This window comes from Pseudomonas sp. LBUM1643, assembly GCF_059716215.1.
The window spans coordinates 3,799,391-3,820,454 of sequence record NZ_CP166813.1 but is presented as its reverse complement, the minus strand read 5'-3'; the positions used below and the strand labels follow the sequence as shown (position 1 = coordinate 3,820,454).

Here is a 21,064-nt window from a genome sequence, read left to right as displayed (position 1 = left end):
GTTTGTGGGGCTGCCGAGCAGACACGTATCAGGTTCTCTGGTCCAGATCAGCGGCCTGATGCCGCTCGGGCACCTGGCTCGCCTCATCGCCCCACGTCCGGTTGACCCGCTGGCCACGGATGACTGCCGGCCGATTGGCGATTTCCTCTGCCCAGCGCTGCACATGGGTGTATTGATGCGCGGATAGAAACTCCGCCGCCGAGTACACGTTGTCCCGCACCAACTGCCCGTACCAGGGCCACACTGCGATATCGGCAATGGTATAGCTGTCCCCGGCCAGGTAGGCGCTTTCGCCAAGACGGCGTTCGAGGACATCCAGCTGACGCTTCGCCTCCATCGTGAAGCGGTTGATCGGGTATTCGAGCTTTTCCGGCGCGTAAGCATAGAAATGCCCGAATCCACCGCCCAGGTAGGGCGCCGCACCCATCTGCCAGAACAGCCAGTTCAGGGTTTCGGTGCGACCTGCGGGGTCCTTGGGCAGGAACGCGTCGAATTTTTCCGCGAGGTAAAGCAGGATCGAGCCCGATTCAAAGACGCGAATGGGCGGCTCTGCGCTGCGGTCCAGCAGCGCCGGGATCTTCGAATTCGGGTTGATTTCGACAAAACCGCTGGAGAACTGGTCGCCTTCGTTGATGCGGATCAGCCAGGCATCGTACTCGGCGCCGGTGTGCCCGAGCGCCAGCAACTCCTCAAGCAGGATCGTGACCTTCACGCCATTGGGGGTGGCCAGTGAATACAACTGCAACGGGTGCTTGCCGATCGGCAGCGTTTTGTCATGGGTCGGCCCTGCGGTCGGCCGGTTGATGCTGGCGAATTGGCCTCCGGAAGGGGCATCGTTTTTCCAGACCCTGGGAGGAACGTAGGACGCTTTGCTCACGAGATGGACCTCATAGTTTGCTGGCTGTAATTGCGTGGATCGCGGACCCAAAGCCACTCAGGCTGTATTGACGCGTCGTGCATTGTCGATGGGTTACCGGTGCCGTCATACCATAGCGTTTTGAAGCGCCTCGCGCTGGTCCGTCACGTCATGCCCCAGCTCCTGAGCCTCTTGCAGCAGCGCTTTGGCCGAGCCGGCGGTTTCACTGTCCAGAAGCAGTTGTGAGGTCATCACTTGAGCGCCGCAGTAATCGAAGATCCCATGATCAATCTGTACTTTCATGGCCTCTGCGTATCCGTGACGCGCGTAAGTTGACGCATCGGCACCGCCGACACCGACCAGGTGAATGCGCAAGTGCTGCAGCCGCTTGATGAATGCACCGCCTTGCAGGTTGAAGTCGAATGCCCAACCGTTTGAAAACACCCGGTCTATCCAGCCCTTCATCAGGGCGGGCATGGACCACCAATAGACCGGGTATACCAATACCAAAACCTGTGCGCGGTCGATTCTGGCTTGCTCCCACCGCACATCGTCAGGGGCCTGTGCGCGTTGGCGATGGACCGCCAGGTCGGCGGCGGTGAAGCGGGGGTCGAAGCCTTCCTGCGCGAGGTCGGCAATTTCGACGGTATGCTGTCCGTCACTCAACCCAATGCCTTCGGCAATTGTCGAAGCGATGGTGTGAGTCAGCGATGCAGGTTCCGGGTGAGCCACAACGATTAGGGTGTGCATGTCGATTTCTCCTGATTGAACGTCAAGGATGACGGCTATATACTTTTCGTAAGTTACGCTTTTTAAGTTACTAATGGTACATAGCGATGTCAATCAGGAAACAGCACACCCTGGATGGAGCACCTAACCCGCGTCGTCGACTGACCCGAGAAGATCGGTTGCGTCAGTTGCTGGATGTGGCCTGGCAACTGGTACGCGATGAAGGCACTGACGCGCTCACACTCGGCAGGCTCGCGGAAGAGGCCGGGGTGACCAAGCCGGTGGTCTACGACCATTTCGTCACCCGTGCAGGATTGCTCGCGGCCCTCTACAAAGATTTCGATCAACGCCAGACCGCCATCATGGATGCGGCCATTCTGGCGAGCGAGCCGACGCTGCTGAGCCGGGCGACGGTCATCGCTGCGTCGTTCGTCGACTGCGTGCTGCTTCAGGGCGGGGAGATTCCCGGTGTGATCGCCGCGTTGGCCAGCACCCCGGAACTGGAAAAAACCAAGCGCGACTATGAAGCGATTTTCCTGAACAAATGCCGTGAGTGGCTCATGCCATTCGTGGGCACGGGTGAACTGAGACCGGCAGGCTTGCGCGCAATGCTGGGCGCTGCCGAAGCACTTTCAGAGGCAGCCGCCAAGGGTGAGGTTACGGCCGAACAGGCCAAGGAAGAGTTATTGGAGGTGATCGTTGCGATGGTGACCAGGAGCGCGCGCACGGAAGTTGTTTAACCGGACCTGGTGGACACTTGTGACGCAGATAGAGGAATAAGTTATTTGTTTTTATTCCCGAAAAAAGTGGCTTTAAAAAAGACTATTGATGCCCTAAGTATCAGCAGTTTTTTGACGTCGTAATTGCGTCAATTGTGCATTGGTCAATACACGAAAAAACCGCCTTGCTCTTTTAAAGAGTGATGCTACGGTGATATTGGCCCGGCGGTTGGTTATGCATCATTTTATTGTCCAGGTCTTGCCTCAGCCCCTTCTGTGCAACGGTGAAGGGGGCTGCAGCCATTCAGGGAACGGCTGATGCCAATTGCAACTCCGTGCAATTAATTTTCGCAGATTCTTCACAACACGGACCTTCCGCGTGTTGCCGTTGCACCTCTTCATGTGGGGCGTTTTTATACTTTTAGAGTGCCGTAGGTATAGGGCTGTCCAACCTGTAAAGTTGTCTTGTTCCACCACGTCAGACTGAAAAGGTTTATGCCATGAGCGCTCTTCCCCAGGCCACTCCCGACAAGCTGGACAGTGTTCAAATGCTGCGCGCTATCGCGGCCCTCGCGGTGGTTTTTTTTCATATTCCATTGTTTCGCAATGGTGACTGGGGCGTTGATATCTTTTTTGTGATCAGCGGCTTCATCATGGCCATGGTCACCGCTCAATCAGGCAGCCACTTCTTTACCAAACGAGTGATCCGGGTTGTTCCGCTGTACTGGCTCGGCACCCTGGGTGTGTTCTGTGTGGCCCTGTTGATACCGAGCCTGCTGGATAACACCACGGCGGATGTGCCTGGCCTGCTCAAATCGCTGTTCTTCATTCCGTACCAGAAAGGTGAGTACGTGCAGCCCTTGCTGTACCTGGGCTGGACCCTGAACTTCGAAATGTTCTTCTATGCCCTGTTCGCCATTTCCATGGCCATCAGTCACCGCCATCGCCTGCTGATTTGCTCAAGCTTGCTTCTGACGCTCGTAGTGTTGGGCCACCTGGTGACGTTCGACGCGCTGCTGGCCAGGTTTTACACCCAGCAGATCCTCCTGGAATTCGTCCTGGGCATGGGCTGCTATGCCGTTTATGCACGCACCGCGGCATGGCGCGCTGCCGGCCCCCGCAATGGCGCGCGCGCGGCACTGATATTGATCGGCCTTGCTGCCCTGATTTACATGCCGCTTTCCGTGAGCCTGGCCCAGTCACTGGGACGTGGGCTTGCCTGGGGTATCCCGGCATCGGTGATTTTCCTGGCACTGGTGCATGGGTTGTCGGGTGTCCGCTTGCCCGCGTTGCTGGTGTTGATCGGCGATGCCAGTTACTCCCTCTACCTGTTCCACCCTTATGTGTTGAAGGTCTTCAACAAGGTGTTCCACGTGTTCGACACTCCGGGGCTCCTCGCTTACGTCATGACCCCTGTGAGCATTGCCCTGTGCTGCGTCGTAGCCATCTGTATTTACCGCTGGGTGGAATTGCCGATGACTCATTGGCTGCGAGGCATTTTCATCAACCGCAGAAAGGTCGCCAACCAGCCGCAAATCCTGCCCGTCAGTAGCGGCGAGTAATTCAGCTGTACGCCTGTGGCGAGGGAGTCAACTCCCTCGCCACAGGTTAAACGGCCTGGCACCTCACGCTTTCTTGCAAGTCATCTCTTTGGCGCCATACCCCCAGGTCACCCGCGCGGCACCCTGATGCTCCCAAAAACTTTCGTTCTGACCGGTGTAGTGCACGCCGCTGCCCGATTGCACCGCGACCATCAATGAGCGCTGGCCTTTGTAGCTGGCAATAAGCGAAGAGGGGTCGGTCTGGTAGAAGGTGGCGCTGATCGTGCCGTCACCGCCGCAGTCGAATGTGATCGGGCCTTTGCCGGCGACCAGTCCGTAACCGGCTTGTACTTCGACAATGCGCTGGCTGTAGCTGTCGCGACCTCCGCAAATCATAGCGAACTTATCCGCTCTACTTGAACGGATGCCCTGCGCAAAATAGGGCGACCGGAAAAAAGGCCCGTTCAAGACCCAGGGCTTCCTTCATACCGTCCTGAATAACCCGGCACCTGTAGGAGCTGTGTAGGAGCTGTCGAGTGAAACGAGGCTGCGATCTTTTGATCTTTTCTTTAAAGCAAGATCAAAAGATCGCAGCCTCGTTTCACTCGACAGCTCCTACAAGGGGTTGAGGTTCTGTTCCAATCGATGGTCGCCGGGCGTTAGGATGAACCAGGTGTAAAGTCAACGTACCCGGCACCTCACTGGCGGTCGAACTGGCTTGGCGATTCCACCTATGACCATAATCGTCCCACTGTATGGACATCGGAGGATGAAATGAAAGGAAGCTGCGCGTGTGGGACTGTCGGCTATGAAGTCGACAGCATTGATATGCCCATCAGCCATTGCCATTGCTACACCTGCCGCAAGACCCATGCGGCAGCATATGTCACAACGGCCGGCGTACTGAGAGAGCATTTCAGATGGACGCGAGGGCTCGACGCGTTGAGGGCTTTCGAGTCATCTCCCGGGAAGATTCGGCACTTCTGCGGCCACTGCGGATCGCACCTTGCTGCTGAACGTAACAGCGCTGCCGCAATAATTGTGCGCGTAGCGACGTTAGACGATGAGCCTGGCGCCAGGCCTGAGTATCACATCTGGACGGAGCAGGACGTCGCGTGGCTGGAGGGGGAAGGTCTGCCAAAACACCGGCAATGGCAGCCTGATCGATAAGCTATCGGACGCTTGCTCAACGGCCCGTTCAAACCTCCCCAGAAACAGCCACTCGACTCGCGGATCCGCTATCGCCCACTTCCTGTTCCAGCCATTCAAGAAACTCGCAAAACCCGCTCGAACGCTTCACCCGTTTTGGATAGACCAGCGTGTAGCGTCCGCCCGTCACGATGCTGCCGGCATGCACGCGTATCAGTTGCCCGGTGAGCAACTCATCGCGTGTCAGCACCGCGTCGACAAGCGCGATGCCCTGGCCACATTTCACCGCGACGATTGCAGACTCCAGCGTATCGAAGGTCAGGTGAGCGTTATCGGGGCCGGTTGAATCGGGGTAGTACTCGTCCCAGCGACGCCAGTCCAGGCGATCCATGCTCGCGTCCACGAGACGCGCGGTCTTGAGCACCTCTTCGGGCGTCGAACCGGCGAGCAGTGCCGGCGAGCACACCGGGATCAATTCTTCCTCCCACAACTCCAGCGCTTCGAAGTCGGGCCAGGTGGCGGTGCCGTACGCGATCATTGCGTCGATGGATTCAAACGCAAAGTCGGGGAAGCGGTGATACACCGTGTCGACACTGACGGTCACTTGCGGATGCTCGCGATAAAACGCAGTCAGCCGTGGAATCAGCCAGCGTGCCGCCATGGTCGGGTGCGCGCGCAGGCTGACGCTTCGTCCCACGGTGGCGAGCATCTGCGAAGCATCCGACAGCAGGCCGATGACTTGTTCCGCCACCGGAACCAGCGATTGACCTTCAGGGGTGAGCACGATTTTGCGTGTGTGCCGCTCGAACAGACGGCTGTCCAGACGTGCCTCCAATTGCGCAACCTGCCGGCTCACCGCGCTCTGGCTCAGGTTGAGCTGCTCGCCTGCCTTGCCGAAATTGCCGGTTTTCGCGACGGTCAGGAAGGCCTGCAAAAGCTCGATGGATGGCAGTTGGCGGCTCATGTTTCTATGCGCTCCTCGCATGGGATTAATGCAGATACATCACTGTTATTTCGGCGGGACGGGGCACATTCTTAGCCGAAACCACGACGCTGCGCTACGCGTCATTCTCCACCGGACGGTTGCCCTTATGAATACACCAGCAGCGGCATTCAATACCGTGTCAGCGATCCAGGACGACCGCCTGCCTCGTGAAGTCGACGTGGCGATCATCGGCGGCGGCCTGATGGGGTGTGCCTGCGCGTACTACCTTAGCAAGGCGGGCGCCAAGGTGCTGTTGATCGATAAAAGCATTCTCGCGGGCCAGCAATCGTCACGCGCCTGGGGCTTTGTTCGCCAGCAATCGCGTGACGAAGCCGAGGTGCCGCTGATGCAGGCCAGCATCGAGATCTGGCGCTCGCTGGAACGCGAACTGCAGACCGACCTGGGCTGGCGCAACGACGGCTGCCTGTTCGTCGCGGGCAATGAAGCCGAGCGTGACGGATACGAATCGTGGCTGAGTGTCGCGCGCAGCTTTTCGGTCGACACTGTGATGCTGTCGCCGCGGGAAGTGGAAAAGAAACTGCCGGGTTACGCCGTGCCGCAACTGGGTGGTTTGTTCACCGCCAGCGACGGCCAGGCCGAGCCCACGCTGGTGGCCCGGGCCTTTGCAATGCGCGCCCGTGAACTGGGTGCACACATCGTCGAACAGTGCGGTGCCAAAGGCATCGACGTCGCCGCCGGCCAGGTTGTGGGCGTGGAAACCGAGCGCGGTTATGTGAAGGCGAAAACCGTGGTGTGCGCTGCTGGCGTCACGACGTTTCGTCTGCTGAAGATGCTCGGCATCTCCCTGCCACAGCAACTGGTCCGGGGAACAGTGGCGCGGACCACGTCCGGGCCGACGCTGAGCGGCATTTCCACCATTGCCAACGGCGTGGGTTTCCGGCAACGGCTGGATGGCAGCTTCAACATCGCCGACGACGCCCACGTCGACGTCGACATGACGCTTGGCCATCTGCGTGCACTGCAGTGGTATGCGCCGTCGCTGTGGGCGCACCGCAAGTCGTTCCGCTTCAATCTCAATGGCGCGTGCCTGACGGATCTGAGCCAGCGCATGCCGTGGTCGCAAGCGTCGCGGCTGGGGGCGGGCATTCACGAACGCAACCCGGTGATCCCGCCGAACGACAAAGGTCTGGTCACGGCGATGCGTGCGCTCAAGGCGGCGTTCCCGGGGCAGGTGGGCACACAGATCGTCGACCGATGGGCCGGTGGTATCGATGTTTTGCCGGACGGCATCCCAGTGATCGACGCCAACACGACACCACGGGGTCTGGCGGTCGCTACCGGGTTCTGTGGTCACGGTTTCGCCATGGGCCCCATCGTGGGTAAAACCCTGGCCGACTGGATTCACTCGGGCGAGCCGGGGCTGGACATGCGTCAGCTGCGTCTGTCGCGCTTCGCCGAGGGCGACGTCAAGCCGCCGTCTTCGCTGTTCTAGTCGATACCCAATTGTCAGCGCCCATGCGTCAACGCTCACGCGCCTACCTCCCGGGGGATACACGGTGAAACGACCTCTCAAAGATACCTATTACGATCCCGCGTCGGTGGCAGGCAAAGCGCCGCCCATCAGCGACGAGACCGATATTCTGATCGTCGGTGCAGGCCCTGCAGGGCTCGCTGCCGCATTGACCGCCGCCGGGCATGGTCTGCGCGTTACGCTGGTGGACGAAAACCCGGTCCCCCTCGAGACCATGGGGGAGGAGGTGCCGCTGCATTTCGGTGGCCGCATGGGGGCCGCGGTGGCGAATCGCAACAGTGTGCTGCAATCGCTTCTCGACGCCCGCCCGGAGATCGCCGATGCGCTCGAAGCCGGCGTCGACGTGCGGCTTGGCACGGCGGTCTGGGGGCTGTTTCCTCAACAACGCACCACCGCCTGGATCGAGGGCGCAGTCGCCGGTCTCGCCGATGACAAAGACGCCAGTCTGCTGCGCTTCAAACAGGTGATCGTTGCCGCGGGCAGACGCGACATGGGCCTTGCTTTCGACGGCTGGGATCGCCCCGGTGTCATGGGTGTCAGTGCTGCGCATCGGCTTGCCACCGTTTACGAGGCACTGGACTGCAAGCGCGCCGTACTGGTCGGCAGCGACACGCACGCACTGGCGACGGCCCATGCGCTGATCAGCAAGGGCGTGCAGATCGTTGCAATCATTGAGCAGGCAGAGCAAGTGAGTGGAGATCCAGCGCTGCTCGGTCTGCTGGTCGAGCAGGGCGCCCAGGTCTTGACCGGGCATGTGGTGCGCGAGGCAGCCGGGGACGCGCTCGGCGTCAAGCGGATCACCGCTGTGGCGGTCGACGCGGCGGGGAGCCCCGTTGGCGGAAATTTGACCGGGATCGACTGTGACACCGTGCTGCTGGCGGTGGCCGCCATTCCCGCGATCGAACTTATCGAATCAACAGGGTGCAGCACCTCCTTTCAGGCCGAGCGCGGCGGCCACGTCCCGGACACGGACTCGGCACAGCGCACATCGTTGCCGTTTTTCCTGGTGGCAGGTGATTGCGCCGGTGTCTGGGCCTCGAAAAGTCTCGACGACGAGATTGCCCGCCGCGAAGGCCGAATCGCGGCACACACGGCGCTTGCCGCGCTGGGTGTCGACATCGCTTTAAGCGACACCGCACCGCTGCCTGACGCAGCCGTTTGCGATGTTGCCGCCAATCGCACCGCGTGGGTCCGAGCGTCTACCGTCCATGCGCAAAACCAGCCTTTCGTTTGCCAGTGCGAAGAGGTGACGGCCAGCGAAATCCTCGGACAGCAACCGCCGCGCTATCTCGACTGGACACCCACCGATACCGCGTTGAAAAGCACGATGACCTCGTCGTTGCAGGATGGCTCGCCCAACCCTGACGTGACAAAACGCCTGACACGGGCCTGCATGGGACCCTGCCAGGGCCGCCGGTGCCGCGAACAAGTGGCCACCTTGCTCGGCATTGGTGCCGGCGTGAGTGCCGATGCCATTGCATTGGCCTCCTTCCGTCCGCCGGTCCGCCCGCTGTCGATGCGTCAGCTCGGCCAGATCGAGGAAACGCCACAGATGCTCAGCCAATGGGATGCCTGGTTCGACATGCCGTCCCAGTGGACACCGTTCTGGCTGTGCACCGGTCAGCAGACCGTCGCCAAGCGCCCGAAAGACGGCGTCCGTCTCAACCATCAACCACAGAACGAGGGCTGACACCATGCAGACAGTCAAGAAGTCCTCTACGCGTGCGTCGGTCGTCATTGTCGGTGGCGGCGTGACGGGGTTGAGTGCTGCCTGGTGGCTGGCACGCGATGGCATTGATGTGCTGGTCCTCGACGCCGGCCTGATTGGCTGGGGCGCTTCGGGCCGTAATGGCGGCGGGTGTTCGCATCACCACAGCCCGCTTTTCATGGAAGAACAACGGCTCTGGCCGATGATGGACGAACTGCTCGGTTATCCGACCGAGTATCGCCCTGATCGCATCAGCATCGACCTCACTGAACACCAGGTGTCGATCGATAAAAAAGTCGTGGACGAAGCCGCTTACTACGGGTTGCGTGTCGACCTTCTGGACCCGCAACAGGTTCGCGATCTCGTGCCCTTTGCCGGCGACAACGTGCTGGCGGGCTTCTACTACCATTTCGGCGGCCACGCCAACCCGCACCGCACCTTGCAGGCGTACGCCTGGGCGCTGAAAAATCTGGGCGGCCGGGTGCTCGAACACACGCAGGTAGTGTCGATTGAACGCCAGGGCGACCGCGTGACAGGCGTACGCACCGCAGACGGCCTGATCACCTGCGACCACCTGGTGATTGCCGCAGGTCCGCACACCGGCGAGCTGGCGGCGCAGCTTGGCGTCAACATTCCCCTCGTCACTGCACGCGCCGAGATGGTGGTGACCGAACCGCTGCCGTTGCTCGACATCGGCGGCGTGGACGGCAACGGTCTGTATGGCCGGCAAACCCTGCGCGGCAACCTGGCCTACGGCGGCGGTCCACACGAGTGGGTCGACCTCGACGATGTGCGCAGCACCCGTGCGCATTCAACACCGCTGCAATGCAACATCGCCAAACGCCTTGCCGACCTGTTCCCCAAGGTCGCCCACAAACGCGTGATCCGCAGTTGGGCAGGGTTCATCGAAAACACGCCGGACGGTCGCCCCGTCATTGATCGTCCTGCTGCGCTGGATAACGTCACCGTGGCTACGATGTCCGGTGTGGGGTTCGGACTGTCGCCGGCGAGTGGTCATGCCATACGCGATCTCGTCGTCGACGGGACGTGCAGTTTCACCGACCTGTCTACCTTCTCGCTCTCACGTTTTGCCGCCCTTGAGCCGGACTGGCAAGCCATCCAGGGCTGGCTGTCGTTGCCCGCACACGGAGCGTAAAAAAGTTTTTTTCAATCGATGCACGCAGTTGAACCGTTCTACTTGCACCCATCCTCCAGAAAGAAGGGCTCGATCATGAAACGAATATTGCGCAATTTGGCCTTGCTGGCCTCTATCGGCATGACGTTGTGTACCTTTGCAGCGCCCGCCAGTGTAACGGCGGAAGTCCTGCGTTTTGGTGTTGCCGCAGAACCCTACCCACCGTTTCTGGTGAAGACCCCCACCGGGCAATTCACCGGTTTCGAGCCCGACCTGATCCGGGCGCTTTGCGAGCAGATGAAAGCCGAGTGCGAGATCAAGGAAGTGGCCTGGGACGGGATTATTCCGGCGCTTCTTTCCAACAAATTCGACGTGCTCTTTAACTCGATGGGGATCAGTCCGGAACGGCAGAAGGTCATCGCGTTCTCGCGTCCGTACTACGAAACCACCGGGATTTTCGTCGCCGCCAAGGACACCCAGCTGACGCTGACACCGGAAGGCCTGGCCGGCAAGTCCATCGGTGTCCAGGGCTCGACCACCAACGCCGAGTTCATCCAGACCGCCTACGGCAAAACATCCAACGTCCGCATCTACACCACCCAGGATGACTGCAACGCCGACCTGCTGGCGGGGCGTATCGACGTCATGTTCCTCGACAAACTCGGCGACATCGCATTCCTGGGCTCCGCAGACGGGGCCGGGTATGAGGAAAAAGGCACCGGCAGCGTGAAGATGGACCCTCTGCAATACGGTCTGGGTGTCGGGGCAGGCCTGCGCAAGGGTGACACCGCGCTCAAGGCGCGAATCGATGAAGCGCTCACGCAACTGCATGCGTCGGGCAAGTACACCAAGATCTCGGAAAAATACTTTCCGGTCGATCTCTGGCCACAGTGAAAGAAGGGCAGAGGACGACCGCAATACGGCAACGCCAACCCACCTCGTTTCTACTGACAAGAGAGCTGATAAATGAGTGTTTTTACCCACGTGACAGTCGGCACCAATGATCTGGACAAAGCCCGCGGCTTCTATGACAACGTACTGGGCGAGCTTGGCCAGAAACGGATCGCCGACCTTGGGGACAACGGGTCCATCTGGGGCGAAAACGCACCGTCGTTCTTCGTGCTGAAACCGGCTAACGGCGCACCGGCCAGCGTCGGCAATGGTGTCACCGTCAGTTTCGAGGCACAGACACGTGCTGCAATCGACGCCTTCCACGCCGCCGCACTGGCCGCTGGCGGTACCTGTGAAGGCCTGCCAGGGCCGCGTGGCTGGGCGCCGAATGCCTACGCGGCGTATGCCCGTGATCTGGACGGTAACAAACTGGCTGCTTATTGCTTCCAGCCGGCTTAAACCGGGTAGAGGCCAGCCGTGTTTCGGCTGGCCTCTACACAAAACCCGCGCCTCCCGGCCACGCACCTCTTTTACGATGAAAATCTGCCCGCTCGTTTTTCAAAAACACTCCCGCGCCATGCCTCTGTGCGACAAGCCTTATCCCTCTACGAAAATTACTTTCACCTCGTTTGAATATCGCTCCTAGAAATGTTTTATGAGTTTCACGACCTGCTCGGCATGACCCTTCAGTCCTCTCAGTGTCCCGATGTTCATCATCATTCATCGGGCGTGTGAAAGTGCGGGCTGCTGCGACGTGGGCCTCAATAAAAACAATAGTCAGGAGCACCGTATGTTCAACCGAGCAGTTCCCGCCGCCCTTTTGCTGGCAACCAGTTCGATGTGCGCCCAGGGAGCAGACACCGCCACTCACGGTTTTCTGGAAGACAGCAAAGCCTCGCTGTCGATGCGTACTCTGTACTTCAACAGCGACAACCGCGACGGCAGTGCAGACCCGTCGAAAACCGAAGAAGCGGCACAGGGTTTTGTGCTGCGCTATGAGTCAGGGTTCACGCAAGGCACGGTAGGGTTCGGGCTCGATGCACAGGCGCTGCTCGGGATTACGCTGGACAGTGGCGGCGGACGTCACGTCGGCAGTGGCATGATTCCGAGCGACGGTGACGGTGCGGCCGCCGCGTGGAGCAGTTTCGGGCCGACGGCGAAAATGCGTGTGGCAAAAACAGAATTTCGCTACGGCACGCTGTTGCCAAAATTGCCGATTCTGCTGTCCAACGATGCCAGGGTGTTGCCGCAGTCGTTCACCGGTGCGCAGATCACCTCCAACGACATCGACGGGTTGACCCTGACCAGCGGAGTGCTTGAACACGCAGTCGGCCGCGCCTCGACCGATCGCACGGGCCTGTCGGTCGCCGGCAGCACGCGGGACAGCAACAAGTTCTACTACGCGGGTGGGGATTACACTGTCACCCGTGACCTCAAGACGCAGTATTACTTTGCGCAGCTGGAGGACTTCTATGACCAGCATTTCCTGGGCCTGACTCACGTTCTGCCCCTCGACAGCAAAAGCGCACTGACCACCGACCTGCGCTATTTCCGCACCACCTCAAGCGGTGCGAACAGTTCGTCGGCTGGCCGCGCGCAGGGCTATCGCGTATCGGGTTACACCGACGATGACAACGGCGAAATCGATAACAGCACCTGGGCCGCGATGGTCACCTACACGAACGGCGGTCACGCGGTGACGATAGGGCATCAACAGGTGAGTGATGGCAGTAATTTCGTCCAGCCTAACCAGGGCAGCCTGGTGGACAAAGGAGCTGGCGGCGGCAGCGTATACCTGCCCACCGACAAGATGATCCAGAACTTTGCCCGTGCGGGCGAGCAGACGAATTTCGGCCAGTACACCTATGACTTCGCGCCGTTGGGCGTACCGGGTTTGAAAGCGTCGATCGCGTACCTGAAGGGCACAGACATCAAAGCCCGCAACGCGAGTGATCAGTCTGAGTGGGAGCGGGATATGACGCTGGATTACGTACTTCAATCCGGCGCGCTCAAGGGGGTTGGATTCTCATTGCGAAATGGCAAATCCAACACCGACGCCGGCCGCGACGTGGAACAGAATCGCTTCATCGTGAACTACACGGTGTCACTGTTATAAGCACCCTGTAGAACCCTGTAGGAGCTGTCGAGTGAAACGAGGCTGCGATCTTTTGATCTGCTTTTGATCTGCTTTTGATCTGCTTTTGATCTGCTTTTGATCTGCTTTTGATCTTCTTGCCCCATCGGCAGGCCGAGCGCAGGTTCTGCGCAGTGGGCAACCCGGCATGGATGCCGGGTTAGCCGCGCACGGCCATGGATGGCCGATCGTGGCGGGCCCACGGAGCAGGACCGGAGCGAGGGTATGCCGAGCCTTGGCGAGGCACCGTACGAAAGGGGCAAGAGCGTTTGGTTACTTGGCGCTTCTCCAAGTGACTCGCCGTAAGGGCGAAACCGATAGCAGCCGTAACCGCAGGAATGGATATGTACACCAGCAAGAATTTCACCGCCGATCAGGCCGCCATCGCCGGCAAGCCAGCTCCCACAGTTTGATCCGGTTGCATCAGGGAAATCTTTATCGGCTGTCAGGCCGCCATCGCTGGCAAGCCAGCTCCCACCGTTTGATCGAAATGCCACGGTGAGAGCCGGCGGGGCGAGGATTCACCGGATTACGAATACGCTCAACTACACCCTACAGCGCAGGCGTACGCGGCGGAACCAAACGCTTCGACCCCGTCGATTCAAACGCCGAAGCCAACCGCAGCAGCGACGAATCGTCATACGCCCGGCCGGCAAATGTCAGACCAACCGGCATACCGATGTCCTGCATCACGCCCATCGGCACGGTGACCGTTGGAACGCCCAAATGCCGAATGGCCAGGTTTCCGTTGGCCACCCAGACACCATTACTCCACGCAATATCCGCCGCTGCCGGATCGACATCGGCGTTCGCCGGCGCCACATCGGCGACTGTAGGGAACAGCACCGCATCAAGTCCCAGGCGATCCATCCAGTCCTCAAGATCGATGCGACGCGTTTGCTCGAGCCCACGCAAGCCATCGGGCACGGTCGTGATCTCGTTCCACGGCGTAATCCCGCGCTCGGCCATCCGCACGTACTCGTCCATGCCGGCTAGGAGGTCGCCTTCGCGATTAGGCAGCGTCCCCGGGTCATGGGGGAAAATCAGCGCGCCGTCGACATCGACCAGACGGTTCAACTTCGGATCGCCATTGGCCTGCAGGAAATCATCAAAAGCCCAGGCGGTCAGGTCCCACAACTCGTGATGCAAAAACTCCTTGGACACCAGGCCACGGGTGAACACCGTCGGTGCACCGGGACGATCACCCTCGCAGTTGGACACGAGCGGGAAATCCACCTCGATCACTTCGGCACCCGCGGCTTCAAGCGCCTTGCGCGCTGCTTGCCAAAGGGCAATAACCGAATCCCGAGTGATGATGCGCTGGCCGGTTGGTCCGCCGATCCCTGGTGACTCAGCGGTGCCCGCCTCGAAATCTGCATTGATGTACATGCGAGGGACGCCCAGGCGTTTGCCGGCGAGTGCATCGGGCTTTGCGGCCAGCGCTTGATAAGACGCCGGACGAACCGAAGCGACGCTCGGAATCGGCACCCACGGTTGCATCCGCCACAGGTCACCCCGGGTGTCAGGGTCTTCCGCCACCACTACATCAAGCACCTCGAGCAGGTCGGCCATGGTCCTGGCAAACGGCACCACCACGTCCATGGTCGGCGTCAACGGCCAGTTGCCGCGCACCGAGATCACCCCGCGCGAAGGCGTGTAGGCGCACAAGCCATTGTTGGAGGCAGGACCGCGTCCACTCGACCAGGTTTCTTCCGCCAACCCGAACGCCGCGAAGCTGGCGGCCGTCGACGTACCGGCACCGTTCGACGAACCCGAGGCAAACGGGGCGGTGAGGTAGTCAGCGTTGTAAGGGCTTTCCGCACGGCCATACACCCCGCGCTGCATGCCGCCATTCGCCATCGGCGGCATGTTGGTCTTGCCCAGGCAGATCGCCCCGGCGGCGCGGAGCCGTTCAACAGTGAACGCATCACGATAAGCCACCAGGTCCACGAATGCCGGGCTTCCAGAGGCGGCGGTGAGCCCTTTCACCAGATAACTGTCCTTGGCCGTGTAAGGAATGCCATCCAGCGGCCCCAGCGTCTGACCTTTGCTGCGACGGTCATCTGACGCCTGCGCCTCGACCAGCGCCTCGGTATTGCGTACCACCAGGGAATTCAGCGCGGTAGGGGTGTCCGTGCCGTCGTAGGCGTCGATGCGGGCCAGATAGGCCTGCACCAGCTCGACCGCCGTGGTCTGGCCGGATTCGAGCGCCGCGCGCAGTTGGGCAATGGACACTTCGGTGACTTCAATCATGCGATTTCCTCCCATTGCCGATTAATGACGCGGTGAGCAGTTCCATCACGCTGGACATTAGGTTGGGGCACATCACACTTCTCAAAAAAGGTTCTCATATCGGCTCTCGTAGCACTGCGTTCCCGACAGGGTTAGTGCGTTCCATTTTGCATCAGGCGGGCAGCTTAGCTAACTCTCTGCGTGTACAGCCAGCGAACCTGCGCCTTTCACGGTCCGAGGTGATGGAAGTTCGGCGTCAACAACCGCTCAAGTTGCTGATGTTCCCAGCCACTCAACAACGCAACCGGGTCGGTGCCGTAACGCTGCCAGGCGTCGAGCGTCGCGACTCGCCCGTCCGCTGCCGTGCATTCTTCGCACTGACGCAAACAGGCGTCCTGAATGAACAGCCTGAGCTGCCAGCCGTCGATGTCGACCGATCGATGATCAGTGTCGTAGCGAATAACACGCAGCGCACGCGTACCCATCGCTGCATCTTTTAGCACCTGGTACACCTCGCGCGCGGTGATCGCCGGTGCTCGGTCCTTCGGTGTCATGGCTTGTTCTTCCAAGTAAAATCTGCGGCGGCAATCGCTGCGGTGGCCGGCGTCACGCTGATGGCGTGTGCTGCCGGATGGACGTCCATTGCGCTGCAATTATGGGGCGCGGCCTAGCAGCTCTTGCCATGGGCGGCGGCTGCCAATTGCCCGGTATCGACGCGAACAAAAACCGAATCGCCGACGGCGGTCAGGACACCGTCGGCATACACCTCGCAGATCACCCGGCTCTTGCGGCCAACCTCACCCTCGACCTTTGCGCGCAGGGTCAGCAGAACACCCATCGGGGTGGGTTTGATGAACTTGATACCCAGGTTGCCCGTGACGCAGTCGATACGAGGAAGGCTCGAGGCTGCGCGGCCTTCGGCGCGGTAGTGATAGGCCATGGCAGTCCAGTTTGAATGGCAGTCGACCAACATGGCGATGAGTCCGCCGTACACCAGGTCCGGCCAGCCGCAGTACTTGGCATCCGGCAGGTGATCGGCCATGACGTGCACGCCGTCTTCATGCCAGAAGCTCTCGATGTGCAGGCCATGGGGGTTCTTGCCACCGCAGCCGTAGCAGACGCCATCTGGCGCGGCGGAGTTTTGCAGTGAGTTGTCGAGCATGGGAGATACCTTGGTGTGCTTTCGCCAAGCGTATCGGATTTCGAGCAGGCCCGCCCAGTGGCAGCAGGAGTCGAGCCTGGTCCGGGTGGTGTTCCTGAGATGGAGGTGTGTCAGGCAACTTCGATGTTGAATGTGCTACCGCTATCGCGAGCAGGCTCACTCCCACAGGGGGCAGTGCTGGGCGCAAATCCCGAGTCCACTGCCGATCTAATGTGGGAGCTGGCCTGCCAGCGATGAGGCCGTGTCAGGCAACTTCGATGTTGAATGTCCTACCGCTATCGCGAGCAGGCTCACTCCCACAGGGGGCAGTGCTGGGCGCAAATCCCGAGTCCACTGCCGATCTAATGTGGGAGCTGGCCTGCCAGCGATGAGGCCGTGTCAGGCAACTTCGATGTTGAATGTGCTACCGCTATCGCGAGCAGGCTCACTCCCACAGGGGTCAGTGTTGGGCGCAAATCCCGAGTCCACTGCCGATCTAATGTGGGAGCTGGCCTGCCAGCGATGAGGCCGTGTCAGGCAACTTCGATGTTGAATGTGCTACCGCTATCGCGAGCAGGCTCACTCCCACAGGAGGCAGTGCTGGGCGCAAATCCCGAGTCCACTGCCGACCTAATGTGGGAGCTGGCCTGCCAGCGATGAGGCCGTGTCAGGCAACTTCGATGTTGAATGTGCTACCGCTATCGCGAGCAGGCTCACTCCCACAGGAGGCAGTGCTGGGCGCAAATCCCGAGTCCACTGCCGATCTAATGTGGGAGCTGGCCTGCCAGCGATGAGGCCGTGTCAGGTTGATGCAGGGCCACCTTCTCAAGCCCGCGCCGCGTCCGTAACCACCGGACGTCCCGGTTTGCGCAGCGGGTCCAGGCGCGATCCGGTGTACCGGGTTTCGCGGAAGAAGCGCCAGCGACCGAACAAACCATAAACGTGAGTGACGCGCCCTTGCTCGTGATAACCCATGCGAATGTGCAGCTTCAGCGCCGGAATATTGTGCGTTTCACACACATCCACCACCTTGTCACACCCTTGAGCCGCCATCGCGTTCCAGAGGTTGATCTGCGCATCCACCGACAGGCTGGTGCCGAAATAGGCGCGGGTCATTTCGCCGCCGAATTCGAAAAACTCACCGGGTTTCACGGGAAACCAGCAGCCGTAATAGTGGCGGTCGTGGTAATCGCGGGTACTGCCCCAGATGAAGGCAATCGCATGGTCATCCGCATCCAGGTACATCTGTCCGGTATGACCTTCGGCCGCAAGTTCAGCCATGGTCTCGACGCGGTCGCCGAAGTGCTTGCTGAAGGCGATGGCATTTTCCGGGGTGATGCTCACCAGGCGCAACCCGCAGTAGGGGCGCAACTTGTGCGGCGCCACCGGGCTCACGAGGTCGCGTTCCATCCACAACAGCTCCCAATGAAAGAACACATAGCGTTTCCACAACGTACCAAATGTACGGCCCAAACCTTTTTGTTTTATACGATCACGGAGTTTGTGGATGACAGTCATAAAGCCCTTCTTGGCCTGAGCCAGGATCATGTGGATGACGCTTGAATTGGGTATAGATCAACGGTGAAAATTAATAGCAAAACGCCAGTTTTGAATGTGTTACCAAATATGTTTCATCAATCGAGCGCCGTCACGACGCTAGGCGATACGGCGCTTAGCGCTGCGTAGGAAACTCGTGGAACGCCGCGCAAACGCTGCTCCAGCACCTGCGTGAGTGACTCGCCAGGATGCAGATAAGCATCGCCAAAATCCGCGCCAATCTTGTTCGGATGCGCGACGACTTCCAGCACGCCGTCGGTTGGCGCTGCGTCGTTGCGCAGGTCCACCGGGGTGCAGACATAATCCGCCGTGGTGCCGGCCAAACGCTGCAGACGGATGTTGAGCAACCCCTTGAACACGCGCTTGGGCAGGCTGAGGTTCTGCCCCAGGTTTCGCGCCAGGCGCACGGGGACCCCTTGGCGGGCGGCGAAGCGCGCGACGATCTCGCCGATGGGCCAGATGTTGTGCACGTGCTGGTGAGAGTCCAGGTGGCTGGGACGCACGCCGTTGTCCAGGCAGCGTTGCCATTGCGCCTCAAGCTCCGCCAGTACCGCCTCCCGATCCGCGCGGCTGAGCCAGAGGCGGTGGCGAGTCAGGTTGAGGTCGAACACCCCGGCGTTGTCGCAGAAATTCGGGCGAGACAGAATGCGCTGACTCAACGGCTGACCGTAGGTGAGGTTGAAGTGCAACCCGATCCGGCCTGACAGCAATGGATGCTGGGCCATGACGCAGGCTGCTTCGAACGCCGGCATGTTGGCCATGGCCGTGGCGGAACTGATCACGCCGGCCTGAAAGGCACCGAGGATGACCGCGTTTTCATTCGCACTGAGGCCGAAATCGTCAGCGTTGACTATGACTTGGCGAGGCATGTTCGCTCTCCATGGCTGATTCTTTTTTTATGTTGGCTTGCTTTGAAGCAGGCGCCACCGCGGGCGCAGGCACCGCAACGGGTTTGGCGGCCTTCGCGGCACGCCGGGCCTTGTAGCGTTGCAATGAAGGTTTGACCCATTGCCAGACCCGCAGAGCCATACCCAAGGCAATCCCGCTGGGACGCCAGGAATAGAAACTCCAGCGCCAGTGTTCCAGCTGCCCGGTCATGCGCTCGTGGAGTTGATGGCTGGAATTTTCCAGGCTGACTCGCGATGCATCGATCCAGCGCCAGTTGTCGTCCAGGCCCCAGCGTATCCATTCTTCAAGCAATACCCGACCGCTGCCCAGGTCAGCGTATTGCGGCAGGAACGCCAGGTTGTAGTCGTACAGGCGACCTTGTTCCAGTAACCCTAGTCGATAGCTGATGCACCGTCCTTCCAGTTCCAGCACCACGACGCGCACCAGGCCTTGGGCGGCGAGGGCGGTAAAGGCGCGGTCCATCCATTGGCGGTGGCGCTCGTCGGCGAAGATCCCGACCCCTTCATCGCCTTTCCAGCTCACCGCTTCGACTTCGCTGATGGCCTGCAGCAAGGGTCCCATGGTCGAGGCGTCAGGCGTGATCCGCCGGACTTCGGCGCCAATCGCGGCGATGCGTTTACGCGCACGGCGCAATTTATAGCGCGGATCGCCAGACACTTCCTGGCGGTCAGCCTCGCTGATCAGGTGCACCGGCACTCGACAACTCAACCGTCGCTCACCCATCGAACTGTGGGCCGTCCAGCCCGTCAACGCGCTTTCGCCGTCGGTCGGGTCGGACAACTCATTGAGTTGCAGCAAGGCGTGGGGAAGCTGTCGACGAATCTCCACCAGCGCCTGTTGAATACTGTCCCTGTCGGTTCGGGCGAGCAGGGCCAGCCGGTCGGCGAGGGGATAGCCCAGGTGATGCAAGACCCGAAACGGCAGTCGGCCGAAACGCTCGACGGACGCCACCAGCGGCAGGCACAAAACCAGTTCGTCACCTTCCCAGCCGAGCAGCACGTGCAAGCGCTCCCCGGACGTCAATGCCCGTTCAGACGCGGCCATCCAGGCCAGCGTGTTGAACGGAGTGTGGTCCGTCACCCGCAGACGCAGCGCTTCATAAGCCGCTGCCGGGAAGTCATCGGCGCACAGCGAGGTGCGCCATTCGAATCGTGCCGCCATAGGTTCAGGTCGCCGATGCTGTAACAGGTTCACGGGTAGGTTTGCGCAGAGGATCGAGGCGCGAATTGCTGTAACGGGTTTCGCGGTAGAAACGCCAGCCGAACAGGCTGTAGACGTTCATGATCCGCCCTTGCTCTTTGTAGCCCATGCGGATGTGCAGCTTGAGGGCCGGGATGTTGTGTGATTCGCAGACATCCACCACTTTGTTGCAGCCCTGATCCGCCATGGCTTTCCACAGGTTCAGCTGGAAATCGACTGACAACATCGTGCCCCAGTACGCGCGGATCTGTTCGCCGCCAAATTCGAAAAACTCACCGGCCTTCACCGGGAACCGGCACCCGTAATAGTGACGGTCGTGGTAATCGCGTTTGCTGCCCCAAATGAAGGCCACCGCATCACCTTTGCCGTCCAGGTACATGTGCCCGGTGTGGCCTTCGTTGGCGAGTTCGGCCATGGTGGCTACGCGTTCGCCGAAGTGTCTGGTGAACGCGACTGCGTTTTGCGCAGTGATGGTTTCCAGTTGCAGCGGTGGATAAGGCCGCAGCTTGTGCGGAGGTACGGGGCTGACCAGGTCGCGCTCCATCCAGATCAGTTCTTCGTGGAAAAACACGTAGTGCTTCCACACCTTCTGGACGGTGGCGCGCAGGCCTTTTTGTTTGAGGTGCACGCTGAGTCTTTTCAGAACATTCATGGTTTTGCCTCCTGACGGGTTTGCCCGTGAGTGG

At 60.4% G+C, this 21,064-nt stretch carries 20 protein-coding genes; 9 read left to right on the top strand and 11 right to left on the bottom strand.

All coding sequences use genetic code 11. The annotated features are described in order from the left end of the window. Positions 1-28: 28 nt before the first annotated feature. Both yghU and ACA063_RS17055 read right to left on the bottom strand, forming a co-directional pair. Positions 29-877, bottom strand: a complete 849-nt coding sequence (yghU, locus tag ACA063_RS17060) for a glutathione-dependent disulfide-bond oxidoreductase (protein WP_497662605.1) — start codon at positions 875-877, stop codon at positions 29-31. A 105-nt stretch (positions 878-982) separates the two neighbouring features. Then, complete coding sequence (locus ACA063_RS17055) at positions 983-1,606, bottom strand: NAD(P)H-dependent oxidoreductase (protein ID WP_497662604.1); 624 nt, start codon at positions 1,604-1,606, stop codon at positions 983-985. Positions 1,607-1,692: 86 nt separating this feature from the next. Between ACA063_RS17055 and ACA063_RS17050 the strand changes: the two genes are divergently transcribed. Together ACA063_RS17050 and ACA063_RS17045 are read left to right on the top strand one after the other, a co-directional pair. Continuing rightward, positions 1,693-2,325, top strand: coding sequence for a TetR/AcrR family transcriptional regulator (locus ACA063_RS17050; RefSeq protein WP_497662603.1), 633 nt, complete (start codon positions 1,693-1,695; stop codon positions 2,323-2,325). 479 nt (positions 2,326-2,804) lie between these two features. Then, positions 2,805-3,866, top strand: a complete 1,062-nt coding sequence (locus tag ACA063_RS17045; protein ID WP_497662602.1) for an acyltransferase family protein — start codon at positions 2,805-2,807, stop codon at positions 3,864-3,866. A 63-nt stretch (positions 3,867-3,929) separates the two neighbouring features. Here the strand turns inward: ACA063_RS17045 and ACA063_RS17040 are convergent, their stop codons facing one another. Next, the gene (locus ACA063_RS17040) at positions 3,930-4,241 is read right to left on the bottom strand and encodes an MliC family protein (RefSeq protein WP_497662601.1); all 312 of its coding nucleotides are present in this window, start codon (positions 4,239-4,241) and stop codon (positions 3,930-3,932) included. A 378-nt stretch (positions 4,242-4,619) separates the two neighbouring features. On the opposite strand from ACA063_RS17040, the gene ACA063_RS17035 reads away from it, so the two are divergent. Beyond that, a complete protein-coding gene (locus tag ACA063_RS17035) occupies positions 4,620-5,015 on the top strand; it encodes a GFA family protein (protein ID WP_497662600.1) in 396 nt (131 codons plus the stop codon). Between the two features lie 28 nt (positions 5,016-5,043). Here ACA063_RS17035 and ACA063_RS17030 read toward each other — a convergent pair whose 3' ends face one another. Beyond that, positions 5,044-5,958 (bottom strand): LysR substrate-binding domain-containing protein, encoded by a 915-nt coding sequence (locus tag ACA063_RS17030; RefSeq protein ID WP_497662599.1) that lies wholly within the window; start codon positions 5,956-5,958, stop codon positions 5,044-5,046. A 127-nt stretch (positions 5,959-6,085) separates the two neighbouring features. Between ACA063_RS17030 and ACA063_RS17025 the strand changes: the two genes are divergently transcribed. The 6 genes from ACA063_RS17025 (at position 6,086) to ACA063_RS17000 (ending at position 13,321) form a co-directional block, all read left to right on the top strand. Continuing rightward, the gene (locus tag ACA063_RS17025) at positions 6,086-7,432 is read left to right on the top strand and encodes an NAD(P)/FAD-dependent oxidoreductase (RefSeq protein WP_497662598.1); all 1,347 of its coding nucleotides are present in this window, start codon (positions 6,086-6,088) and stop codon (positions 7,430-7,432) included. Positions 7,433-7,496: 64 nt separating this feature from the next. Then, on the top strand, positions 7,497-9,161 hold the full coding sequence (locus tag ACA063_RS17020; RefSeq protein ID WP_497662597.1) for an FAD-dependent oxidoreductase: 1,665 nt from the start codon (positions 7,497-7,499) through the stop codon (positions 9,159-9,161). A 4-nt stretch (positions 9,162-9,165) separates the two neighbouring features. Further along, positions 9,166-10,335, top strand: coding sequence for an NAD(P)/FAD-dependent oxidoreductase (locus ACA063_RS17015; protein WP_497662596.1), 1,170 nt, complete (start codon positions 9,166-9,168; stop codon positions 10,333-10,335). A 75-nt stretch (positions 10,336-10,410) separates the two neighbouring features. After that, positions 10,411-11,208: a transporter substrate-binding domain-containing protein gene (locus ACA063_RS17010; protein WP_497662595.1), complete on the top strand. Its 798-nt coding sequence runs from the start codon at positions 10,411-10,413 to the stop codon at positions 11,206-11,208. A 72-nt stretch (positions 11,209-11,280) separates the two neighbouring features. Next, positions 11,281-11,664: a VOC family protein gene (locus ACA063_RS17005; RefSeq protein WP_497662594.1), complete on the top strand. Its 384-nt coding sequence runs from the start codon at positions 11,281-11,283 to the stop codon at positions 11,662-11,664. A 331-nt stretch (positions 11,665-11,995) separates the two neighbouring features. Then, the gene (locus ACA063_RS17000) at positions 11,996-13,321 is read left to right on the top strand and encodes an OprD family porin (protein ID WP_497662593.1); all 1,326 of its coding nucleotides are present in this window, start codon (positions 11,996-11,998) and stop codon (positions 13,319-13,321) included. Between the two features lie 570 nt (positions 13,322-13,891). Here ACA063_RS17000 and ACA063_RS16995 read toward each other — a convergent pair. The 7 genes from ACA063_RS16995 to ACA063_RS16965 form a co-directional block, all read right to left on the bottom strand. After that, on the bottom strand, positions 13,892-15,592 hold the full coding sequence (locus tag ACA063_RS16995) for an amidase (RefSeq protein WP_497662592.1): 1,701 nt from the start codon (positions 15,590-15,592) through the stop codon (positions 13,892-13,894). 206 nt (positions 15,593-15,798) lie between these two features. Next, positions 15,799-16,125, bottom strand: a complete 327-nt coding sequence (locus ACA063_RS16990; protein WP_497662591.1) for a DUF7693 family protein — start codon at positions 16,123-16,125, stop codon at positions 15,799-15,801. Positions 16,126-16,238: 113 nt separating this feature from the next. Continuing rightward, on the bottom strand, positions 16,239-16,733 hold the full coding sequence (locus ACA063_RS16985) for a PaaI family thioesterase (protein ID WP_497662590.1): 495 nt from the start codon (positions 16,731-16,733) through the stop codon (positions 16,239-16,241). 804 nt (positions 16,734-17,537) lie between these two features. After that, complete coding sequence (locus tag ACA063_RS16980; RefSeq protein WP_497662589.1) at positions 17,538-18,230, bottom strand: N-acetyltransferase; 693 nt, start codon at positions 18,228-18,230, stop codon at positions 17,538-17,540. A 116-nt stretch (positions 18,231-18,346) separates the two neighbouring features. Continuing rightward, positions 18,347-19,138, bottom strand: a complete 792-nt coding sequence (locus tag ACA063_RS16975; RefSeq protein WP_497662588.1) for a ChbG/HpnK family deacetylase — start codon at positions 19,136-19,138, stop codon at positions 18,347-18,349. Then, the gene (locus ACA063_RS16970) at positions 19,110-20,339 is read right to left on the bottom strand and encodes a GNAT family N-acetyltransferase (RefSeq protein WP_497662587.1); all 1,230 of its coding nucleotides are present in this window, start codon (positions 20,337-20,339) and stop codon (positions 19,110-19,112) included. Before ACA063_RS16970 ends, ACA063_RS16975 begins: the two co-directional genes overlap by 29 nt. A 4-nt stretch (positions 20,340-20,343) precedes the next feature. Next, the gene (locus tag ACA063_RS16965; protein WP_497662586.1) at positions 20,344-21,030 is read right to left on the bottom strand and encodes an N-acetyltransferase; all 687 of its coding nucleotides are present in this window, start codon (positions 21,028-21,030) and stop codon (positions 20,344-20,346) included. Between the last annotated feature and the right edge of the window lie 34 nt (positions 21,031-21,064).

Excerpts from the sequence above, each read along its gene's own strand:
- ACA063_RS17055 (WP_497662604.1), bottom strand. The coding sequence starts at position 1,606 with ATGCACACCCTAATCGTTGTGGCTCACCCGGAACCTGCATCGCTGACT.
- ACA063_RS17050 (WP_497662603.1), top strand. The coding sequence starts at position 1,693 with ATGTCAATCAGGAAACAGCACACCCTGGATGGAGCACCTAACCCGCGT.
- ACA063_RS17045 (WP_497662602.1), top strand. The coding sequence starts at position 2,805 with ATGAGCGCTCTTCCCCAGGCCACTCCCGACAAGCTGGACAGTGTTCAA.
- ACA063_RS17040 (WP_497662601.1), bottom strand. The coding sequence starts at position 4,241 with ATGATTTGCGGAGGTCGCGACAGCTACAGCCAGCGCATTGTCGAAGTA.
- ACA063_RS17035 (WP_497662600.1), top strand. The coding sequence starts at position 4,620 with ATGAAAGGAAGCTGCGCGTGTGGGACTGTCGGCTATGAAGTCGACAGC.
- ACA063_RS17030 (WP_497662599.1), bottom strand. The coding sequence starts at position 5,958 with ATGAGCCGCCAACTGCCATCCATCGAGCTTTTGCAGGCCTTCCTGACC.
- ACA063_RS17025 (WP_497662598.1), top strand. The coding sequence starts at position 6,086 with ATGAATACACCAGCAGCGGCATTCAATACCGTGTCAGCGATCCAGGAC.
- ACA063_RS17015 (WP_497662596.1), top strand. The coding sequence starts at position 9,166 with ATGCAGACAGTCAAGAAGTCCTCTACGCGTGCGTCGGTCGTCATTGTC.
- ACA063_RS17010 (WP_497662595.1), top strand. The coding sequence starts at position 10,411 with ATGAAACGAATATTGCGCAATTTGGCCTTGCTGGCCTCTATCGGCATG.
- ACA063_RS17005 (WP_497662594.1), top strand. The coding sequence starts at position 11,281 with ATGAGTGTTTTTACCCACGTGACAGTCGGCACCAATGATCTGGACAAA.
- ACA063_RS17000 (WP_497662593.1), top strand. The coding sequence starts at position 11,996 with ATGTTCAACCGAGCAGTTCCCGCCGCCCTTTTGCTGGCAACCAGTTCG.
- ACA063_RS16995 (WP_497662592.1), bottom strand. The coding sequence starts at position 15,592 with ATGATTGAAGTCACCGAAGTGTCCATTGCCCAACTGCGCGCGGCGCTC.
- ACA063_RS16990 (WP_497662591.1), bottom strand. The coding sequence starts at position 16,125 with ATGACACCGAAGGACCGAGCACCGGCGATCACCGCGCGCGAGGTGTAC.
- ACA063_RS16985 (WP_497662590.1), bottom strand. The coding sequence starts at position 16,733 with ATGCTCGACAACTCACTGCAAAACTCCGCCGCGCCAGATGGCGTCTGC.
- ACA063_RS16980 (WP_497662589.1), bottom strand. The coding sequence starts at position 18,230 with ATGACTGTCATCCACAAACTCCGTGATCGTATAAAACAAAAAGGTTTG.
- ACA063_RS16975 (WP_497662588.1), bottom strand. The coding sequence starts at position 19,138 with ATGCCTCGCCAAGTCATAGTCAACGCTGACGATTTCGGCCTCAGTGCG.
- ACA063_RS16970 (WP_497662587.1), bottom strand. The coding sequence starts at position 20,339 with ATGGCGGCACGATTCGAATGGCGCACCTCGCTGTGCGCCGATGACTTC.
- ACA063_RS16965 (WP_497662586.1), bottom strand. The coding sequence starts at position 21,030 with ATGAATGTTCTGAAAAGACTCAGCGTGCACCTCAAACAAAAAGGCCTG.